A 516-nucleotide genomic window follows, 5' to 3' on the forward strand; every position below is an offset into this window, starting at 1 on the left:
GAGATGCCAAGATGGTTTGCAACCATTAAAACAGCATCTTTGTATTTAAAAATGCCTAAGCCGTGCAGTCGCGTCACCAGTTCACGGTTGCGTTTAGAAGGCGCAATGGCTTCATTTTCCCACACTTCTGTTTGCACGGTTTCTATCGTACTGATGATGGTTTCATCGATATTACGCGCAAACGTTTCTGGTGATCGAGCGCCACCAACACAACACTCGGTGTGTTGCTGAGGCAGCATTGCCTTTAAAAACGCCTGCATCGGTGCATCCATATCTACGTTGATACACAGCAAACCAATCGGTTTGTTTTTTGGATTTCTGACAATTGTCGTAATGGAGTGCAAGGTCTTTCCGTTCGACGTTTTCGTCAGGTACGAATCAGAAACGTCCTTGCCCTCTCTTAACTTCATTCTCGCTAAGTTGGTAATTGGGGCACCTTCACTGCGTTCCGTCACGTGCCCATTTGCGATTTTGATGATTTCCGGCGCTTCGGCATCTAAGCTGTGGAGAACCACT

General features: G+C 46.7%; 1 protein-coding gene. It reads right to left on the reverse strand.

The window, feature by feature from the left end:
- Nucleotides 1–515, reverse strand: a 515-nt coding sequence (locus R7044_RS28105) for a transcriptional regulator (RefSeq protein WP_225456384.1), incomplete at its 3' end; no start/stop codon positions are given.
- Between the last annotated feature and the right edge of the window lies 1 nt (nt 516).

It is taken from the genome of Vibrio sp. 1402 (assembly GCF_033340275.1).